Source organism: Methylocystis sp. H4A (assembly GCF_015709545.1).
GTDB classification, from domain to species: domain Bacteria; phylum Pseudomonadota; class Alphaproteobacteria; order Rhizobiales; family Beijerinckiaceae; genus Methylocystis; species Methylocystis silviterrae.
Map to the genome: position 1 here is coordinate 115741 of NZ_JADNQY010000026.1, position 15119 is coordinate 130859.

13 protein-coding genes are annotated in these 15119 nt (G+C 62.2%); 7 read left to right on the plus strand and 6 right to left on the minus strand.

The window, feature by feature from the left end; all coding sequences use genetic code 11:
- Positions 1 to 70: 70 nt before the first annotated feature.
- Complete coding sequence (locus IYW40_RS13585) at positions 71 to 2194, minus strand: heavy metal translocating P-type ATPase (protein ID WP_196400904.1); 2124 nt, start codon at positions 2192 to 2194, stop codon at positions 71 to 73.
- A 304-nt stretch (positions 2195 to 2498) separates the two neighbouring features.
- Between IYW40_RS13585 and IYW40_RS13590 the strand changes: the two genes are divergently transcribed.
- Positions 2499 to 2843, plus strand: coding sequence for an antibiotic biosynthesis monooxygenase (locus IYW40_RS13590; RefSeq protein WP_196400905.1), 345 nt, complete (start codon positions 2499 to 2501; stop codon positions 2841 to 2843).
- Positions 2844 to 2983: 140 nt separating this feature from the next.
- Here the strand turns inward: IYW40_RS13590 and IYW40_RS13595 are convergent, their stop codons facing one another.
- The 5 genes from IYW40_RS13595 to IYW40_RS13615 all read right to left on the minus strand — a co-directional run bounded on the left by IYW40_RS13595 (position 2984) and on the right by IYW40_RS13615 (position 9294).
- Positions 2984 to 6370, minus strand: coding sequence for a PAS domain S-box protein (locus tag IYW40_RS13595; RefSeq protein WP_196400906.1), 3387 nt, complete (start codon positions 6368 to 6370; stop codon positions 2984 to 2986).
- 425 nt (positions 6371 to 6795) lie between these two features.
- A complete protein-coding gene (locus IYW40_RS13600; protein ID WP_246720794.1) occupies positions 6796 to 7203 on the minus strand; it encodes a response regulator in 408 nt (135 codons plus the stop codon).
- A gap of 170 nt (positions 7204 to 7373) precedes the next feature.
- Positions 7374 to 7994 carry a response regulator FixJ gene (fixJ, locus tag IYW40_RS13605; protein ID WP_196400908.1) on the minus strand — a complete coding sequence of 207 codons (621 nt, stop codon included), beginning with the start codon at positions 7992 to 7994 and terminating at the stop codon, positions 7374 to 7376.
- Complete coding sequence (locus IYW40_RS13610; protein ID WP_246720795.1) at positions 7991 to 8662, minus strand: ATP-binding protein; 672 nt, start codon at positions 8660 to 8662, stop codon at positions 7991 to 7993. Before IYW40_RS13610 ends, fixJ begins: the two co-directional genes overlap by 4 nt.
- 299 nt (positions 8663 to 8961) lie before the next feature.
- Positions 8962 to 9294: a hypothetical protein gene (locus IYW40_RS13615; protein ID WP_196400910.1), complete on the minus strand. Its 333-nt coding sequence runs from the start codon at positions 9292 to 9294 to the stop codon at positions 8962 to 8964.
- A 609-nt stretch (positions 9295 to 9903) separates the two neighbouring features.
- Here IYW40_RS13615 and IYW40_RS13620 point away from each other — a divergent pair.
- The 6 genes from IYW40_RS13620 to IYW40_RS13645 all read left to right on the plus strand — a co-directional run.
- Positions 9904 to 10197: a general stress protein gene (locus IYW40_RS13620; RefSeq protein ID WP_175094623.1), complete on the plus strand. Its 294-nt coding sequence runs from the start codon at positions 9904 to 9906 to the stop codon at positions 10195 to 10197.
- A 78-nt stretch (positions 10198 to 10275) separates the two neighbouring features.
- Positions 10276 to 11487: an MFS transporter gene (locus tag IYW40_RS13625; RefSeq protein ID WP_348644283.1), complete on the plus strand. Its 1212-nt coding sequence runs from the start codon at positions 10276 to 10278 to the stop codon at positions 11485 to 11487.
- Positions 11488 to 11656: 169 nt separating this feature from the next.
- A complete protein-coding gene (locus IYW40_RS13630) occupies positions 11657 to 12310 on the plus strand; it encodes a cytochrome c3 family protein (protein ID WP_196400911.1) in 654 nt (217 codons plus the stop codon).
- Positions 12298 to 14307 carry a 4Fe-4S ferredoxin gene (locus IYW40_RS13635; protein WP_196400912.1) on the plus strand — a complete coding sequence of 670 codons (2010 nt, stop codon included), beginning with the start codon at positions 12298 to 12300 and terminating at the stop codon, positions 14305 to 14307. The genes IYW40_RS13630 and IYW40_RS13635 overlap by 13 nt, the downstream gene beginning before the upstream one ends.
- The gene (locus IYW40_RS13640; RefSeq protein ID WP_196400913.1) at positions 14307 to 14849 is read left to right on the plus strand and encodes a hypothetical protein; all 543 of its coding nucleotides are present in this window, start codon (positions 14307 to 14309) and stop codon (positions 14847 to 14849) included. The genes IYW40_RS13635 and IYW40_RS13640 overlap by 1 nt, the downstream gene beginning before the upstream one ends.
- On the plus strand, positions 14846 to 15119 hold a 274-nt coding region (locus IYW40_RS13645), incomplete at its 3' end, for a quinol:electron acceptor oxidoreductase subunit ActD (RefSeq protein WP_196400914.1). The genes IYW40_RS13640 and IYW40_RS13645, both read left to right, overlap by 4 nt.

Consider the following 15119-nt stretch of genomic DNA (forward strand, 5'->3'; position numbering starts at 1 on the left):
GGGCGCAGCGCTTGCAGCTAATCGTGATTCACTCGGCGGGCGCTTGCGTCGCCGCGATGAAGGAGCTCTGCTACTGTTCTTGCGCCCGGCTGTGGTCGCGTGCGACTGAATCGCGTGCGATTTTCTCCGTGACGAAACTGTGCGCTCGTCCGCTCAGCAGGGCGCGCAGCAGGACGGCGATCGTCGTGCCATTGTGCAGCGTGGCGGCGGCGAGAGGAGAAAGACGCCCGAACGCCGCCGCGGCGAGAATCGCCGAATTCACGCCAACCGCGATTCGGAAGTTCGAGTGGATCAAGCGCATCGCTTCTTGAGCGACCGCGAGCATCGTGGCTACGGACTCCAGTCTGTCTTCCAGCAACACAATGTCGGCCGTGGCTCGGGCAATGTCCGCGGCGCGCGGCATTGAGATGCCGACATCCGCCGCCATCAATGCCGGACCGTCGTTCACGCCATCGCCGATATAAGCGACGCGGCGGCCCTCCTGCTTGAGCGCCGCTATGATGTTGGCCTTGTCTTCCGGCTGCTGTTCGTAATGCACCGCATCTATGCCAAGCGTCTCTGCGAAAGCCAGCGCCGGCGCCCGGCGATCGCCCGTGATCATCACGAGGCGCTTGACTCCTAACGCGCGCAACTGCGCAAGCGTGCGCGCGCTCTCGGGTCGCAATCGATCACGCAACGCAAAGACCGCAATCGGGCGCTCATCGGCGGCGACATAGAGAAGCGATTTGCCTTGCTCTTGAAGCGCTCGCACGGTCTTGCGGGCGTCCGCGAATGAAATGTGCTCGTCGTCTTCGAGATAATGCCGGCTACCAAACCGAATGCGACGTCCATCGACATTCGCGTCCACGCCATGGCCGACAATGAAATTGACCGCCTCATGTGGGATATGGGCGAGCCGGCGCTGCTGCGCGAGTTCGACAACGGCGCGCGCGATGGGATGGCTCGTGTGCTCGCCGAGCGAAGCGACCATGGCCGCCGCCCGTTCTTCGTCGATCCCGGGGTCTAGCGGACAAATGTCCGTGACCTCGAGCGTGTTGTGGGTCAGCGTGCCGGTCTTATCGAAAACGATCGTGTCGACCCCGGCAAGCGTTTCGATCGCGGTTCCGCTCTTGACCAGACGGCCTTCTTGCGCGGCCCGATACATCGCCGACTTGATCGCGATCGGCGTGCCGAGCTTCACGGCGCAGGAATAGTCGACCATGAAGACGGATTCGATCCGTCGCCAGTCGCGCGTGAGCGCGAACACCACTGCAGCCGCGGCCAGCGTAATGCCGACGCGCCGATCCGCAAAGACGCTGGACACAGTCTGGATCTCCGCCGGACGGTCGAGCGCTTCCTGGATATAGCGCGTGATACGCCCGGTCGTCGTAGCCTCGCCCACGCGCTCAGCCTGGACCACGAGCCGTCCGTCGGTGACAACGCCGCCCGCGAGCGCCTGATCTCCGACCGCGCGCGGCATGGGCAGGCTTTCGCCGGTCACCGACGACTGATCGACATAGGCGTCGCCGGCCACCACCTGGCCGTCGACCGGAATGGTCTCGCCGGCGCCGATGACGACGCGCTCGCCGCCTTTAAGCTGCGCGAAAGGCATGCGCGCGAGTTCGCCGTCGCGGCGTTCCACCCAGACATCGCCAGGCGCCTGTCGCAGGAGCGAACGCAGCAATTCGTCTGACTGCTGGACGGTGGTGGCCTCGATATGCTCCGCCAGCTCGAGAAGGAAGCGGGTCACGCTGGCGGTGACATATTCCTGGCGCGCCGCGGGCACGCCGATGGCGAGCGCATCAAGAACGTCGGTCTTCAGCTTGCCGCGCGACGCCGCAAGGACGCCGCGCGCGAGGACTCCCGCGATGTTGAGCCAAGTGATCGCTGCCGCGAGCGGCGCGGGAAGGAGGAGCGCAGCGGCGATCGCGCCGGCCGCGAGAGTCACGCGCTTGGCGTTAGCGGTTGGCGGCGGTCGCCAGACATCCGCGGCCATTGATGGCGTTCGACGTGCGGTTTCGAGAATGGAGTCACGGACGTCAGGCTGTCCATCATACATCAGCGTCAACGATGCGCAGGCGCGATTGGCGCGCACAGAGGCGACGCCGGGAAGCTGTCGCAGCGCCACCTCCGTCTGCGCAAAATCGTCCGCGTCAGACAAAAGCCGCAACCGCAGACGCTTGTCTAACTCGTGGACAATTTCTACGTGCGCCATGGTCAGCGACGAGGCTCCTTTCCTCAAGAGCGTTTCTCGGAAATGCTTGCGAGGCGATCTCCGACTCTGCCTTCACGCAGCCCGCTCCTAGCTTAGTTTGGCGCGCCCCGGTCCACAATGCGTTGTGGTCTTAGCGGAGTCGCTACCGCGCAATAGAGCATTAAGCCTGCCATATGGCGGAGAGTTGCTGATCACGCCAGCGGCGAACGTCGCCGCTTCAACCACGTTCTTTGCCTTTCGCCTTGAGGACGATTAGCTAAGAACGCTGGCGGAACCCGCCGAAACTAATGACAGGAGCCGAGTCATGTTTGTCGCGATGAACCGCTTCAAAATCGTCAAGGGAAAGGAACAGGCCTTCGAGGACGTCTGGCGGTCGCGTCAGTCGCGGCTCAAGGAAAGGCCCGGCTTCATCGTCTTCCATCTGCTCAAGGGGCCCGAGCGGGAGGACCACATTCTCTATGCGTCGCATGCGCTGTGGGAAACTCGGCAGCACTTCATCGATTGGACGCATTCCGAACATTTTCGCGAGGCTCACAAAAACGCCGGTCAGAACCGCGATCTCTATCTGGGCGGTCCCGAGTTCGAAGGCTTCGACGCGGTTCTCACCGAATCCAATCCAAACTATGCGCCGCCGACTGCCGCAGAATAGGATTGATCTGCAAGACACACGGGGCGGCCTCCGGGGGAGTGTCACGCAGCTGAATAGGCGCGATCGTATCCTCGCCGTCCTCGCTGCGGCCGGATGGCATCTTTTGTCGACACGCCGCACATGCCTCTGGGCGGACCAGTTCAGCGGAGGCGGAGGGCGCCGCGGTCCGCGAGCGGCAGACTGACGATAAATTCACTGCCCCGGCCGACGCCCTCGCTGCGCGCTTCCACCCGGCCGCCGTGGATTTCCACGAGGCTACGCACAAGCGCAAGGCCGATGCCGAGCCCTCCTTCGGAAAGCCGAATTTGGCCGTCCGTCTGCGCGAAGAGATCGAAGACGCGCGGCATCATGTCGGCGCTGATGCCGACGCCATTGTCGCGAACCCGCAGAACGACTTCATCGCCCGCGCGAGCGGCGTCGATTTCGATGCGCCCGCCCGGCGGCGTGTATTTCGCCGCGTTGTTGATGATATTGGCCGCAATCTGCGACAGACGGACGGAGTCGCCGAAAACCCGCAGCGGCTCATCCGCGACCTTCACGGTTACGCGGTGGCTCTTGCTTTCGATGAGCGGCTGACAGGATTCCAAGGCGTGCCGCAAGAAATCCGACACGGCGACATTTTCCTTGCGCAGGTCGACTTTGCCACGGCTGATCCGGGAGATTTCGAGAAGGTCATCGACGAGGCGAACAAGATGATCGACCTGGCGCTGAACCATAGCGAGCAGCGGAGTGTCAGGAAATTGGGGACCATATTTCTTCTTCAAGATATGCACGGCGTTCCGGATCGGAGTGAGCGGGTTACGTAATTCATGCGCCAGAGTGGCGAGAAACTCGTCCTTGCGGCGGTCGGCGTCTTGCAGCGCGCTTTCAGCCTCATGGCGCGCCGTCACGTCGGCATGAGTGCCGATCGCCCTTAGCGGCCGGCCAGCTGCGTCCCGCTCCACGACCCGTCCGCGGTCCAGAATCCAGCGCCAGGACCCATCCTTGTGACGCAGGCGGTGCTCGCATTCGTAGAAATCAGAGCGACCCTCCATATGGTCAGACAATCTGGCGGCGACCTCTTCCCTCTCGTCGGGATGAATCAGCCTTTCCCAGGCTCGGACATCGGGTTCCATTTCGCTGAGTTCATACCCAAGCATGGACGCCCAACTGCCGCCGAACTGGACCCGGCCGCTGGGCACGCGCCAGTCCCAGAATCCCAGCTGGCCGGCTTCCAGCGCCAGCGCGAGCTGCTGCTGGCTTTCCCGTAGCGCCAGTTCGGCCTGCTTGAGATCGTCGATGTCGGCATTGCTGCCGAACCACTCGACGATCTCGCCGCTTGCGTCGCGAATGGGTGCGGCCTGAACGCGCATCCAGCGCCACTCGCCGTCATGTCGGCGGATGCGGTGCTCGCTCCAAAACGGCTCGCCGCGACCGACGGCTGCTCGCCACCGCGCCGCCGCGGACTGGAGGTCATCAGGGTGAACAACCTTGGTCCAGCCGTCGCCCAGCATTTCCTCGGCGGTCTGACCCGTGAAGGCCATCCATTCCTGTTGCGGCTTTTCATGCAGTCCGGATGGCGGACAGCTCCATGTGATCGCGCTCGCCGCTTCCACGAGAGAGCGATAGCGGAGCTCGCTTTCGCGCAGCGCCTTCTCGACCCGCTTGCGCTCGGAAACGTCGATGTTCACGCCCGTGAGGCGCACCGGCTTGCCGGCCGCGTCCTTGAAACCTTGAAACCGCCCGGCGATCCAATGCACGCTGCCGTCGGGCCAGACGACTCGCCACTCATGCTCGACGGGCTCGCCCGTCGCCAGCGTTTCGTTAACCTTGGCGACCGCGCCCGCGCGATCGTCTTGGTGCACCAACTGCTCCCAGGCCGACCGCCTCCGGCCGAATTCGCCCGGCGCCAGCCCATACATCGCCTCCAATTCCGGCGTCCAGATGTTCACGTCCGTCGGGATCCGCCAGTCGAACGCGCCGATCTTCGCGGCCTCGGTCGCCAGCCGCAGCCGAGCCTCGCTCTCGCGCAGCGCCTCCTCAACCTGCTTTCGGTCGGTGATGTCCTGTGTAATGCCGAAGCCGCCCAGAAGTGCGCCCGCCGCGTCAAATTCCAGATAGGCCTTCTCACGTACCCATTTGACCTCGTCCCCGGACACTATGCGGTGCTCGATGTCGTAGGGTTCGCCGCGCAGGCCGGCCTGCCATTTTGCGTCAACATCGGCCCGGTCGTCGGGGTGCACGATGGAAAGAAAATTATCGTAGCTCAGCGGCGTCCCCCTCGGCACGCCGAAGATCCGATGATTCTCGTGCGACCAGGTCAAAACGTTCCGGCGCACGTCGAGCCGCCACCAGCCGATCTTTCCGACCTCCTGGGCGCGGTCGAGATCGTTGCGGCTTTGCTGCAGCGCCTCTTCGGCCAGCTTGCGCTCGGTGACGTCCTCGACGAGAGTGATGATCCACCGTGGTGTACCATCGGCCGAGCGAATGAGCGAGACGCTCTTGCGGACCCAGATGCTCTCGCCGTTCTTCCGAACATAGCGGTTTTCGACGACGAAGCCCGTAATCTCGCCGGCGAGCATCCGTTCGGATAGGGCCCTGTTGGCTGGCCAATCATCAGGATGGATCAGCTCCGACCCCTTGAGGGCAAGAAGTTCCTCGCGCGTGTAGCCGGTGATCACGCAATAAGCGCCGTTGGCGTCCAGATGCCTATCGTCCGGTCCGTTCATCGCGAAGCCGATCGAGGCGTTGACGAAGGATACGCGGAAGCGTTCCTCGCTGTCGCGCAGCGCCGCCTCGGCCTGCTTGCGTTTAGTGATGTCGCGCACGAAGGCGCGCATGCCGACGACACGGCCCTTTTCGTCGACAACGGTCCACGTTCGCAGGCTTATCGGAAATACGGTTCCATCCTTGCGGATATATTCCTTCTCATATTCGGCAGATTCGCCGCGCGGAAGAATGTGCTCCCGCACGACCGCCGCTTCCATGTCATGCCAGACCTCCGGTGTCAGCTCTTGATAAGTCAGACGCTTCAGCTCTTCGAGCGTGTAGCCAAGCATCTTCTGGTAAGCAGGATTGGCTTCGAGAATATGGCCGCTCATATCGACGGTGACGATGCCGTCACGACTCGTCTCAAAAAGCGGACGATAGCGCTCTTCGCTTGCCCGCAACGCGTCCAGCCGCTCTTTGCGCTCGGTTATTTCCATTCGATCTTGGAAATCGATGATTGAGCCGCTGTAGCCAATGAACACGTCTTGCTCATCATAGCGCGGCGCGCCAACCGCCAACGCCCAGCGAAACTGACCGTCCTGGCGTCTCAGCCTTGCCAGGATCTGAAACGGGCGCTCTGATCCACTCGCCAGACCTAGCTCGACCTTCACCTGCCCCAGATCTTCGGGGTGGATGGTTTTCAGCCACCCTCCGCCCATCGCAGCGTCGGCTGTTTGACCGGTAATTGTCGGCCATTGCCCGCCAATATAATTGCATTGTCCATTGACATCGGTTGACCAATTTACAACCCAGAACGTGTCCATGTTTGAAACTGTCATTTGCTATCCAATGGACAGGCGCCAAGCAGAGGGATCGAGCGCGTTGATACAGCTTGGCCGGCGCAATCCGGACGCTTCCGCTGAAAGGCGCCGATCACGCGCGGCTTAAGCGTAAGCGCAACTTGCTCTCGCGCAAGACGTCCGCGGACGTCGCGCCAGGACGCTCAGTCCTCACGATGTTCCCCGCCAAGAGTTATGTCAGGACCACCCGCCGCCGCGACACTTTTACTAACGCTGGCGCCTATGAAAATCTAGCTGAAGCGCGGCATTAGCGCCTCGCTCCAGCAGCGGCTGCGCGCGGCGCCTGAGCGGGTCGCCGCGCGGCGGGTGAGAGCGCCAGCCGCCTAAGCGTTTGACGAGGGGAAGTCCCGCAGAAAAGGCTTGCTCAGAGGCGGCGTTCCAAAATGCGTGCGCCGTTATGTCGCTTAAATCCGCGGTGATTCGTCCCCAGACGCGGCGAGGATTTCTTCCAAAATATCGATATCGGCCGGTTTGACCAGATGGCGGTCGAACCCCGCCTCGCGGGTGCGCTTCTTGTCCAATTCCTGCCCCCAGCCGGTGACCGCAATCAGCTGCGCCTGTCGACCGGCTGGCTCGTTGCGAATGCGCCGCGCGGTTTCGTAGCCGTTCATCTCGGGCATGCCGATGTCTAGGAACACAATCCTCGGCTGGAAATCGGCCACGAGGGAGACGCCCACCGCGCCGCTATAGGCCGTTCTCACGTCGCATCCCAAGACGTCCAGCAGCATCGCCAGGCTGTCGGCGACGTCCCTATCGTCGTCGATGACGAGAACACGCCGCGCCGAGGGCGTCGAAACGGAGAACTCGTTCAATTGGACAGCGTCTGCCGGGGAGATTGGCGCTCGCATGACCAATTCGCTCCTCTTGCGCTCGGCGGTTTCCCTTGAATACTTAGCGCACGCATTTTGGCAAGGCAGCCTCCGCGCATCAAATTGCCTGCGACGCGTGATGACACGGATGTTTGCGAATGACGCTTGGCACGTCACGCGCCAAAATTGATATTCCGACCGTTAAGAAACATTCGGACCAGCTCCGCGAGGTTCTTGACGCGCATTTTCGCCATGACGTTGGCGCGATGCGCTTCCACCGTGCGCACGCTGATGCCGAGATCATGAGCAATGACCTTGTTCGAGCGGCCTTGCGCGAGCCTTTCGAGAATTTCGCGCTCCCGCTTGGTCAACGACATAAATCTTTCAGAGATCTGCCGCTCTTCCGCATAGCGCGACTGAACAGCTTCGTGCTTCGATAGCGCACCCTTGACGGCTGCAAAGAGCGCATCGTCATCGAACGGCTTCTCGAGAAAATCGACAGCGCCGCGCTTCATCGCCTCGACGGCGAGAGGCACGTCGCCATGGCCTGTGATGATAATGATCGGCAGATGAAGATTTCGGTTCTTCATCTCGAGGATCAGGTCGAGTCCGCTCACTTCCGGCATGCGAACATCAGCGATGACGCACCCGGCGCTCTCCGGCCCGATGGATGAAAGCATAGCTGGCGCCGACGGAAAGCTCGATACGGCGAACCCTTCAGATTCGAGTAGAAGCTGAAGCGCGTCGCGCACCGCCGCATCGTCGTCCACGACAAATACCGTTCCCGAGTTCATGCGCTGAAATCTCGTCCTCGCAATGGAAGATCACAGGAGAATATAGCGCCGCCTTCGGGGTTGACCTTAGCCCATAGTCGGCCATCGTGCGCTTCGACGATTGCGCGGGAAATCGACAGCCCAATGCCCATTCCATCTTTCCGCATCGCAAAAAGATCGAGCGGATCGGCGTTTTCCAGTCCGCCAGGTCCGCAGCCGGTGTCTTGAACGTCAACGCGTATGGCCTTTGCAGCTTGCGTCGCTGTGGAAATCAACAACTCGCGTCGTGGCAAATCCTGCATCGCTTCAATGGCGTTTCGTATAAGATTCGCCAGAACATGTCTGATCTGGACACGGTCGGCGACGATGAAATCGTCGTCGTTGGTCAGCCGCTTGCTGATCGAGACTCCGGCCTCGGCGGCCTCCGCAGCGACGAGTGAAAGCGTCTCCTCGATCAGCGAATTAACGCTAAAGAGCGTCTTGTCTGGCTCGCCCTGCGCAACAAGCTCGCTCAGACTGCGGACGACCTGCCCGGCGCGCATGATCTGCATGACAGCCTTGTCGAGCGCTCCAACGATCGGCGTGACCGACTCCTTCGGAAGCCCTCCTGCGAGGCGCTGCGCCGCCCTCAGATAGGCGCTCGCCGCAGTCAGCGGTTGATTGATATTATGGGCGAAAGTCGCAGCCAATCTGCTAATGGCTCTCAGGCGTTCGAGTTCTCTACGACTAACGCCAAATAAATTGGGACCAGCATCATCCACCGAAGCGATCCTATTGGCCTGATTCAATCATAATATTCGGTCGCACTCGCCGCCATACGCCGCATGTTCGACAAGCGCGAACCCCTATAGCCTGCGATCCATGACGCCGTATGCGTGACAGCGCACAGACACCGTCGTCATTGCTTTTGCGGCGCCTCCGCCCCTTCAGTTAAATCACGCTGTTCCGGATTGAGCAGCAAGACCCGCCAAGGTGGCGGCGGCAGAACTCACGCCAGTGATTGTTTGTCCCGCTCAGTGCGGATTGCAGACTGAGTTTGCCTCGCCCCGCTCGCCGCAACAAGCGAGTCGAGCGTCCGCCGCGTCGATCGATTCCCGTACAAGCCTTTAAACGCGGGGGTACGCCGCACATAGGCGTTGAATTGCGGACGGTCCCGCGTGAAAATACGGAGGACAACGAGCACGTCTGTCGCAAGCGCCTGTGCGCCGAGATCCACAAGTCCCTGAATATCCGACACCATCAATTCAAATACGAACCACTCGCCCTTTTGCAGGTTCAGCTGGTAGCTCGCAAACAACTGTTTTTGCTTGAGTGAAAGCATCGCAACCACTTCGCGTGACGTAAGGCCCGACTGCTTCCTACACCGCGACGCCGACAACATTGGACGCTCCCGTCGTGTTCTCGTGCTCTACTCAAGGCGCTGTTGCCGCTCTTGCGGCGGCATTTACTTGGAGAGATCGACACCTACTGCATAAGAGCACGCTCGCGCGCGAGGCAAAATTGGTAGACTTACGTAAGTGGAATATTGCATCAGCCATTTTGTTGTATTCACGAATAGACACGGCGCACGTCGACCGAAGCAAGAGAACAGACTGGTCTGGGACGGGAAAGACTCCGTTACGCAGTATCAGACCGACCAGAGCGAGCCTTTAACGACGTCTTACCGTCAAAGCCGTTCTCAACTCATGAGCCCGCCCCCCAGACCTCGCGAAAGGCCCAGGAACACTGACAGACTCTGATGGCTCGAAAAATGCCATTTCTACGTAAGATTACCAGCTTGGCAGCCGCTTAGTCTTAGCGAAAATGGACATCGCTCAGCCGCCTTTTCGAAAGGTAAACAGCGCCGGCGTCGTTTGCCTGGTTTGCTGAGCGGCCTCTGCCGCTTCGGTTGTTGCGGAGGAGTCATCGACGCAGAATTGGAGCGCGACGGATGGATACGGTTTCGGCGACCACCAAGTCCCGGAGGGGTTTCGCGTCGATGACGCCGGAGCGGCAACGTGAAATTGCGCGCAAGGGCGGCAAGAGCGTGCCGGGCGAACAACGCAGTTTCGCCAAAAACCCCGACCTTGCGTCGACGGCGGGACGCAAAGGCGGACTCGCAGTCAGCGCGTCAAAGCGCAGTTTTTCCGTCGATCGACAGCTCGCGTCACAAGCTGGCAAAAAAGGCGGCCATGCGACGCGCAACACGCGCACCGAGGATGACGTCATATCCGGAGGCGCATGACGAATCGTCGCGCCGGCGCCACTGCTGGCGCATGACGCGCGCCTCGCGCGACAGCGAGGACTGGCGATCGCGGCGCTGATTGTCGCCGGGGAATCCGCTTTTCTGCTGCCTTTCGTCTTGGCTCGCGTATTCCGGCCGACGCTCCTCGATGTGTTCGGCGTAACTAATCTCGAACTCGGCGCCGCCTATGCGGTTTATGGCGTTGTTGCAGTGGCCGCATATTTGTTCGGCGGCCCGCTCGCCGACAGATACCCCGCACGCACAATGTTGACTGTCGCGTTGACGTCCACCGCCGTCGGCGGCCTTGTGATGTTGGCGATTCCGTCCCCATCGACACTGGCGATCTTATATGGGTACTGGGGAATCACCACGATCGCGCTGTTCTGGGCGCCGTTGATTCGCGCCACGCGTGAGTGGGGACTCAACTTTTCCCAAGGCCGCGCGTTCGGATTGCTCGAGGGCGGCAGAGGCGCGCTGTCGGCCGTCTTGGCGTCGATCATGGTGGTTCTATTCGCCGCGCTGCTGCCTGAAGACAGCGAGACGGCCAGTCTCGCGCAGCGCACGGAATCATTGCGGTGGATCATACTGCTGTTATCCTCGATGACTTGCGGAGCCGCCTTGCTCATCTGGCTGGCGCTGCCGGAGCGCAAAACGCCGGCGCAAGGAACTGCGTTGATAAGCGACGTCGCCCGCGTGTTCGCCATGCCGTCAGTCTGGCTGCAGGCTGCGGTGATCCTGTGCGCCTACGTGGGCTTTAAGGCGATCGACGACTTTTCGCTGTATGCGAATCAGGTGATCGGCCTAAATCAGGTAGAGGCGGCGCGGGCCGGCGTCGCATCGCTCTGGATACGACCGGCTGCTGCCATTGGCGCCGGCTACCTGGCTGAGCGGCTTGGCGCGCCCGTCATGATCACCAGCTGTTTCGTGCTTCTCGCAGCCGGAAGCTCCGTGCTGGCCTCCGGCGCTATTGGCGCGGGCATGGTATGGACGTTTGTTTTGACGATCGTCTTCACCAGCATCGGCGTCTTCGCGCTGCGCGGCCTGTATTTCGCGATCATGCAAGATGGCAAAATTCCTATGGAGCACACAGGGAGCGCGGTTGGCTTGCTATCGGTGATCGGCTACGCGCCGGATATTTTTATGGGACCGCTCATGGGTTATCTGGTCGACCAGTGGCCCGGGGCCGCGGGGCACAATTACCTATTCTCGGTCGTCGCCCTATTCGCGATGCTCGGCCTGATCGCCAGCTACATTTTCGCGCGACGCGCCCAACTTCAGACCGGCTTGTGAACCGCTAAACCGCCCGAAGCGCCGGTTCGACCCGCTCCCGCTGCTCCATCGACGCCCCTTGAGCCCCGGCGCTTGCCGCAGGCGCGTGCTGAACCACCTGTAGGCTTGGATCTAGCCGCGCCGCCGAAGGGCGCGCCTGGCGGAAGCGGAGCGATTCTTGGGGCTATTCATGGGCTCAGTCTTTCGACCCGCCGTGAATTTCTGGGCTTCGCTGGCGCTTCTTCTGTTGGCGCTCGCTCTTGTGGCGTTTTCGCTTGTGGTTTGGCTTTGGCCGCACAGCGATTCTGCGCAACGCGTGAATTGGGCTCCCGCGCAGCCGGTCCCCTTCAGCCATCAACATCATGTCAGCGGATTGGGGATCGACTGCCGGTATTGTCATAACGCCGTCGAAGTTTCCGCCAATGCAGGCATGCCGCCCACATATACCTGCATGACCTGCCATTCGCAGATCTGGACCAGCGCCGCGTTGCTTGAGCCGGTGCGCAACAGTCTGAGGGACGACCGGCCGCTGGTCTGGCGCCGTGTGACCGATGTTCCGGATTTCGTCTACTTCGATCACAGCATTCATATCGCCAAAGGCGTCGGCTGTTCGAGCTGTCACGGCGACGTGGCCAATATGGCGCTAACCTACAAGGCCAAATCCTTGACGATGCAGTTTTGCCTTGACTGTCATCGCGATCCTGGTCCGCGCCTCAGGCCAAAAGACAAGATCTACGACACCAGCTGGACGCGCGTCGCGACGACGCCCGCGCCTGAGGTCCTGCTCGCCCAATACGGCGCGCCGCAGAGAAACCTGACGGACTGTTCGATATGTCACAGGTGAACGCGCAATGGCGTAGCCTCGAGGAGCTTGCGCAAGACGCGGACGTCCTGTCGCGGATCGAGCAGGAGTTTCCAATGCTCGGCGCAGCGCTTGCAGCGCCGCGCGACCGTCGCCAAGCGTTGGCGCTCATGGCCGCCTCGCTGGCGCTTGCGGGCGCGGGACTAAGCGGATGCGACGGCGCGCCGCAAGGACAGTTGATTCCAGCTGTTCGCATGCCGACCGGCGTCGTTCCGGGCATGCCGGATTATTACAGCAGCGCGCATATAGAGGGCGGCTACGCCGCCGGAACCGTTGTCAAACATTTCATGGGACGGCCGATCAAAGTCGAAGGCAATCCCTTTCATCCGGCGAGCCTCGGCGCGACGAGCCCGATAGCGCAAGCCGAACTCCTCGACTTCTACGATCCGCGCCGCTCCTGGGGCGTGACGCAAGCGAATCTTCCGCGAAGCCGATCGGCGCTTGAGCAGGCGCTTGGCGAACAGCGTGACAGACTGGCGGCGACGGGCGGCGCGGGGTTCGTCATTCTGACGGGCGCGTCGACGTCGCCAACGCTCGCCGCCCAACTCGACGCGCTACGAAGATCCTATCCGCAGATTCGCTGGCTGCACTGGGAGGCGATCGGGCGCGAAAACGTCGACAGCGGCGTCGCGCTGGCCTATGGCGCGCGCCTCGAACTCAAGCCCCAACTCCAAAACGCCGACGTCATTCTCGCCATCGACAGCGATCTCTTGAGCGCCGCGCCGGGGCATCTGCGCATCGCGCGCGAATTTGCGGCGCGACGAAACCCGACGCGGGCGAAAATGAATCGGCTCTACGCCATCGAGGCCACGCCGTCGCTCACCGGCGCCGTCGCCGACGAGCGCTTTATCGCCGGACCGCGAGAGACGCACCGCATCCTGCTTGCGCTCGCCGGAGCGCTGCTCGGCGGAGCGCCCGTGGAAGGTCAGCCGTGGCTCGACAGGATCATATCGGATCTCAAGGCCAATCGCGGGCGCGCCTTCATCCATCTTGGACCCGATCACGCGCCGGAGGCGCATGCGCTCGTGCTGGCGATGAACGAGGCGCTCGGCGGCCGCGGCGTGGTTTACACGCTGCTCGACGCCGTTACGCATGCTTCGTCCGACGACTCGCTCTCCCTCGCGACGCTCGTCGCCGAGATGCACGCGGGCCGGGTGAACTCACTGCTCATCATAGACAGCAATCCTGTCTATGCCGCTCCAGGCGCCCTCAACTTCGTGGAGGCTCTGGGTCGCGTGGACTTCAGCCTGTGCCTCAGCACAACGCCAAACGAGACAGCCGCTGCGTCGCTCTGGGCCGCGCCGATGATTCATCCTTGGGAAGGCTGGACCGACGCGCGCGCTTTCGACGCAACGGCCAGCGTGGCGCAGCCGCAAGCTCTGCCCTTATACCAGGGCGTCGAACCGCATCACGTGCTGGGACTGCTGCTCCGGCCTGATCCGCCGAGCGCACTCGATCTCGTGCGGAAAACGTGGAAGGATCGGCTGGGGACGAACGTCAACGAAGCGTGGGCCGACGCGCTGGCTCAAGGCGTCATCCCCAACAGCGCCAGTCCGGTGAGCCATCGGCCGCTGCGCGACGCGGCCGGGCGCGCTCGACTTCCCGAGCCGTCCTCAGCCGCGACGGTCCTATTGTTTCGCCCGGACCCCTATCTCCTCGACGGCCGCTATGCCGACAATCCATGGCTCCAGGAATTGCCGCGGCCGCTAAGCAAAATAAGCTGGGGCAATCCGCTCTTGATATCGCCCTGGCGCGCCCGTGAGCTGTCGCTGGCGAATGGCGACGTCGTCAAGATCACGGTCGACGGCGTCCACATGACAACGCCGATCGCCATCGCCCCGGGCCAGTCGGATGAATGCGTGGTCGCGCTTCTCGGATTCGGCAGACGCCACGCGGGCCCGGCGGGGCAGAATGTCGGCGTCGATTTCTTCAAGCTTACGGGGCGCTCGTGTGGCGCGCCGGACATACAACCGCGGTGATGCTGCTGGCTGTCCCGGCGCGTCGGCTGCTTGGTCTTGAGGATTTCATCGCCGGCCGACACTTCGACATTCTCGGCAAGCTTCTGCTGACGAGCAGCCTTTGCGTGGGCTACGCCTATCTGATGGAGGCGTTCACGACCTTCTACGGGCCGGACGCGGCGGAGAAGCGGCTTTTCGTCGACAAGGTCGCGGGCGAGTTGGCGCCGATCTACTGGGCGACGATCCTCTTCAACGTCTTGACGCCGCAACTGATGTGGTGGCGGCGCGTCCGACTTAACGAAATTCTCGTCGTTCTCGTCAGCCTCGCCGTGATCGTCGGGATGTGGTGCGAGCGCTATGTCATCGTCGTGATGAGTTTGCGGCGCACGCATCTGCCTTCCGCTTGGGGCGACTATACGCCAACAATCTGGGACTGGCTCACACTTTTCGGGACAGTCGGACTTTTCATCGCCGGCCTTCTGATCGCCATTCGCCTTTTGCCGACGGTTTCGATGTTCGAAATGCGCGAAGTGATCCTTCGCAACGCGAGGCGAGACCGATGAGCGGCGAGGCCGAAACGCCAATGGCGCCGAATGGACTAGCGGCGACCTTCCTGTCGGAAACAGCGTCGCTCGCGGCGCTCGCACGCCTCAACGAAGCGAATATTGGCGAGACGCAGCTCTTCAGCCCCCTCGCGCCGGAGCGGACGCCCAGGCCGACGCGACTGCCCGCCGTCGCGCTCGCTCTGGGTCTGCTCGGCGCCGGCGTTGCCTTCGCCCTGCAAACTTATGCAAATGTCGTCGCTTATCCGCTGGATATCGGCGGGCGCCCGC

Excerpts from the sequence above, each read along its gene's own strand:
- IYW40_RS13585 (WP_196400904.1), bottom strand. The coding sequence starts at position 2,194 with ATGGCGCACGTAGAAATTGTCCACGAGTTAGACAAGCGTCTGCGGTTG.
- IYW40_RS13590 (WP_196400905.1), top strand. The coding sequence starts at position 2,499 with ATGTTTGTCGCGATGAACCGCTTCAAAATCGTCAAGGGAAAGGAACAG.
- IYW40_RS13595 (WP_196400906.1), bottom strand. The coding sequence starts at position 6,370 with ATGACAGTTTCAAACATGGACACGTTCTGGGTTGTAAATTGGTCAACC.
- fixJ (WP_196400908.1), bottom strand. The coding sequence starts at position 7,994 with ATGAACTCGGGAACGGTATTTGTCGTGGACGACGATGCGGCGGTGCGC.
- IYW40_RS13615 (WP_196400910.1), bottom strand. The coding sequence starts at position 9,294 with ATGCTTTCACTCAAGCAAAAACAGTTGTTTGCGAGCTACCAGCTGAAC.
- IYW40_RS13620 (WP_175094623.1), top strand. The coding sequence starts at position 9,904 with ATGGATACGGTTTCGGCGACCACCAAGTCCCGGAGGGGTTTCGCGTCG.
- IYW40_RS13630 (WP_196400911.1), top strand. The coding sequence starts at position 11,657 with ATGGGCTCAGTCTTTCGACCCGCCGTGAATTTCTGGGCTTCGCTGGCG.
- IYW40_RS13635 (WP_196400912.1), top strand. The coding sequence starts at position 12,298 with ATGTCACAGGTGAACGCGCAATGGCGTAGCCTCGAGGAGCTTGCGCAA.
- IYW40_RS13640 (WP_196400913.1), top strand. The coding sequence starts at position 14,307 with ATGCTGCTGGCTGTCCCGGCGCGTCGGCTGCTTGGTCTTGAGGATTTC.